Raw genomic sequence first — 3,391 nt, 5'->3', positions numbered from 1 at the left:
TTAAGCCTGAAATAACATTGCCTGTACCTTGTGCCAGACGTTCACGGTTTGTGGGAGTAACATTTTTTTCGGGATCAAGTTTGTCAGTAGCCTCAACACAAAGCAGTGTTTCTAAACTGGCTACAATGGCAATAGTGATGCCTATTAATAATATTTCAAATGAAAATACCCTACTCCAGTCAGGTGCGGTGAAAAGGTTAATAAAACCGCCTTGTTCTGAAGCAACAGGTATGGTAACCATCTCGTCTTGTTCGAGGTTAAGGCCTTCCATGCCAATAAAGAAGCGACTTAATAAAATGCCTGTAATCACAACAACCAATGGCCCTTGAATAAGTTGAAACAGTTTAATTCTTTTCATGAAATTTTGCTCCCAAAGGATTAATATCACCATTGATATTAATGTGATTATTACGGCAGCGGGATTTATATCTCCAAAGGATACCCAGATTTCTGTGAATGTGTTTTCACCATCTGATTGAAAAAAAGATTCTACTCCATCTGGAATAACATCATGGCCTAAAGCATGTGGAATTTGCTTTAGAATGATAATAATACCGATAGCAGAAAGCATGCCTTTAATAACAGAATTGGGAAAGTAATAGCCAATAATGCCAGCTTTAAAAAATGCCAGGATAATTTGAAATATACCTCCAAGAACTACAGCAGAAAGAAATAGTGAAAACCCTGTTTGCATGTTAAATACACCTTCTGCATTGGTGCCTAATTTTGTGATCGAGTCGGCTACGATAACGGCCAAACCCGCAGCGGGACCACTAACTCCTATATTAGAGCCACTTATTAGTGCTACAATAGTACCACCTACTATTCCGGCTATTATACCGGAAAATAAGGGAGCTCCTGAAGCGAGTGCTATTCCCAAACAAAGTGGAACGGCTACTAAGAATACTACAATACCAGCTGGTAAATCGTTTTTAAGATTAGAAAATATATCTTTCATTATAAATTAATGCAATTAAAAATTAAATAAGTGGCCTCCTCTAAAGGAGTAGGTTTAGTCGGGATGATGTTTAAGCCCGGGGCGGTGGAGATGATGTTTCGAGGGTATGGTCGTGAACATCGATCAGGTGATAACCAAAGGCTATTGTTGAAATTAATATTCTTGGGGTTTCTGAAATTATAGACCAGTTTTTATTGTGTGTAATAATCTCCTCTTCCTCTTCCAGTTCGGGCAAAATAGGTAATGGGTTTTTCTTGTTTTTTGACTTTTGTTTAACGCAAACATCTTTGCTCACTTCATTATTATCGATTACAATGAGCACATTGGTGCTAATGGCAGTAATTTGAATTGCCAGTATGAGCGTTACGATATGGGCTAACAGGCCGTGTTTCATTACCTACTTCAAAGAAACGATTATTATTAGATTTAGTTAATGTAAATCATAATTAATATTAATGGATGAATACTTCAGGTTGATTTTTTAGCGACAGAACTAAAGTTAAAACCATAACCGATTAATGACGTAAGTAAGAATTCATGAGAGAATTGTTGTTAATTGGAGGAGTTCAGGGGTTTATACTTTCCATTGGATTATTGTTGATAAAAAAACCTGTCAATCAGAAGAGCAATAAGATATTTGCTCTCTTTATATTTTTAGTTTCACTCTTTCTCTTAATCACCTCGCAGCAAGAATTCTTTGCATTGTATCCTAAGTTTTTCCTGAGCAGTTATATATTAATTTATTTGTATTGTCCTATTTACTACTATTACCTGCAGTCTTTAGTAGACCCCCAATGGAGATTTAAAACAAGGTATTTATTATTTCTGCTGCCCGCTCTTTGCTTTCAAATACTATTGCTTAAATATTATGCTATGTCCAATGAAGAGCTTGTTATTGGCCTGCAAGAATATGAATATGCTGATCTAATGCTAGTTGATATTGTAGCAATAGCATTCAACTTTTATATGATTGTTAAGTGCGAAAGGCTAATCAGATTAAATAAAAATGAGCTGTCAATTGAATCTTCCGGTGCAGCATTCAGTCTTATCAACCTCATTCTTTTTCTCAGCAATTTAGTTTGGGCAATATCATTATCTAATCAATTTAGTTGGAGTTTTTTCGGCTCATGCATCCCTTTTTCAATAGATATCACTTACATCGTAATGTCGTTGTTAGTGATTCAGTTTTCTTACATGGTGATTGTTAAGAATTACTATTTTTCTAAGTCTGAAGTACAAGAACATACTAGCTATAAACAGACTAATTATCATAAAGAAGATTTAGATGAACTTGCCAGTAAGATTCGCGATGTTTTGAAATATCAACAACCATATTTAAATCAGGAGTTTTCTTTAAAGGAACTTGCGGACTTGTGTGAGGCTGACAAATTCAAGGTTTCTTACACCATTAATAAAGTGTTGAATACCACCTTTACTAATCTTGTTAATAGCCATAGGGTTGAGGCATTTATTAAGTTAACAGATGACGATAGGCTCAAACATTATAATTATGTAGGCATAGCTCAGGAGGCAGGCTTCAAGACAAAGTCGACATTCTATAAATCATTTAAGGAAATTAAAGGCTGTACACCTAAAGAGTATTTTTTAACTAGTGAAAAGACCAAAGCTGTAAATCCCGCAATAGCCTAAATCCGCAGTTTTTAGTCCGAATAAATTGTTCGGACTACTTAGCGTTCAATTTTTTCATTCCTATTATCCTTTCTCCGTACTCTTGAATTATGGCTGCCCTTATTCACTTTGGCAGAATATAGTTGTTGGGTTGAAGAGCTATTGATACCAAAGTGTAGGGGTGAGTCAACTACTAAATAATTTTAAATGAGAAGACAAATATTTTTATTGTTGATGGCTATTGGGCTGCTCTCATGCAACAAAAGTGAGAGCCCCAATGAAATAAAATACTATTCAAAATTAACCGGCATAATTTCGCCATTTCTTGAATACAAACCCAGAGGTCAGCTCTCTTTGCAGGAGTTGAATGATAAAACATATTATAAGGTCACGTATGATAGCGCGAATCGAATAAGTGAAATTGAATACTATAAAGGCACCAATGCAGATAATCAATCTTATTACTATACGCACAGTGTAAAATATCAATACAAACCCGATCAACTAATACGAACCTACTTTGATGATCAGGGTAATAGAATGGCTATGTGGCGTCATTACTATCAAGGTGATGCAATTCACAAAGAAGTATTTCAATTGAATGAACAAGGCAAAAGAGTTAGCCTTCAACTATTTGATACCTTAGGAAATCGCGTTTCGAATGGTTTGAATATTTATGAGTATCAGGTGAATCACTTGAATGATCACCAGTTCATACAACAGCAATTTGATAGCCTTGGTAATCCACTAACCCTTACAGGTTATTTTCCTTTTGAGAAGGCACTAATCAGCACCGATCAGTAT

4 protein-coding genes are annotated in these 3,391 nt (G+C 35.4%); 2 read left to right on the top strand and 2 right to left on the bottom strand.

Translation table 11 applies throughout. The annotated features are described in order from the left end of the window. Positions 1-958: SulP family inorganic anion transporter (locus tag RLO81_RS11250; RefSeq protein ID WP_350111523.1), on the bottom strand; the 958-nt coding region annotated here is incomplete at its 3' end. Positions 959-1,028: 70 nt separating this feature from the next. Then, on the bottom strand, positions 1,029-1,352 hold the full coding sequence (locus RLO81_RS11245) for a hypothetical protein (RefSeq protein WP_350111521.1): 324 nt from the start codon (positions 1,350-1,352) through the stop codon (positions 1,029-1,031). Between the two features lie 479 nt (positions 1,353-1,831). Between RLO81_RS11245 and RLO81_RS11240 the strand changes: the two genes are divergently transcribed. After that, the gene (locus RLO81_RS11240; protein ID WP_350111519.1) at positions 1,832-2,608 is read left to right on the top strand and encodes a helix-turn-helix domain-containing protein; all 777 of its coding nucleotides are present in this window, start codon (positions 1,832-1,834) and stop codon (positions 2,606-2,608) included. Between the two features lie 186 nt (positions 2,609-2,794). Then, on the top strand, positions 2,795-3,391 hold a 597-nt coding region (locus tag RLO81_RS11235; protein ID WP_350111517.1), incomplete at its 3' end, for a hypothetical protein.

The organism is Fulvivirga sp. (assembly GCF_040220315.1).
GTDB lineage: Bacteria > Bacteroidota > Bacteroidia > Cytophagales > Cyclobacteriaceae > Fulvivirga.
This window is presented reverse-complemented; position numbering and strand designations above follow the sequence as displayed.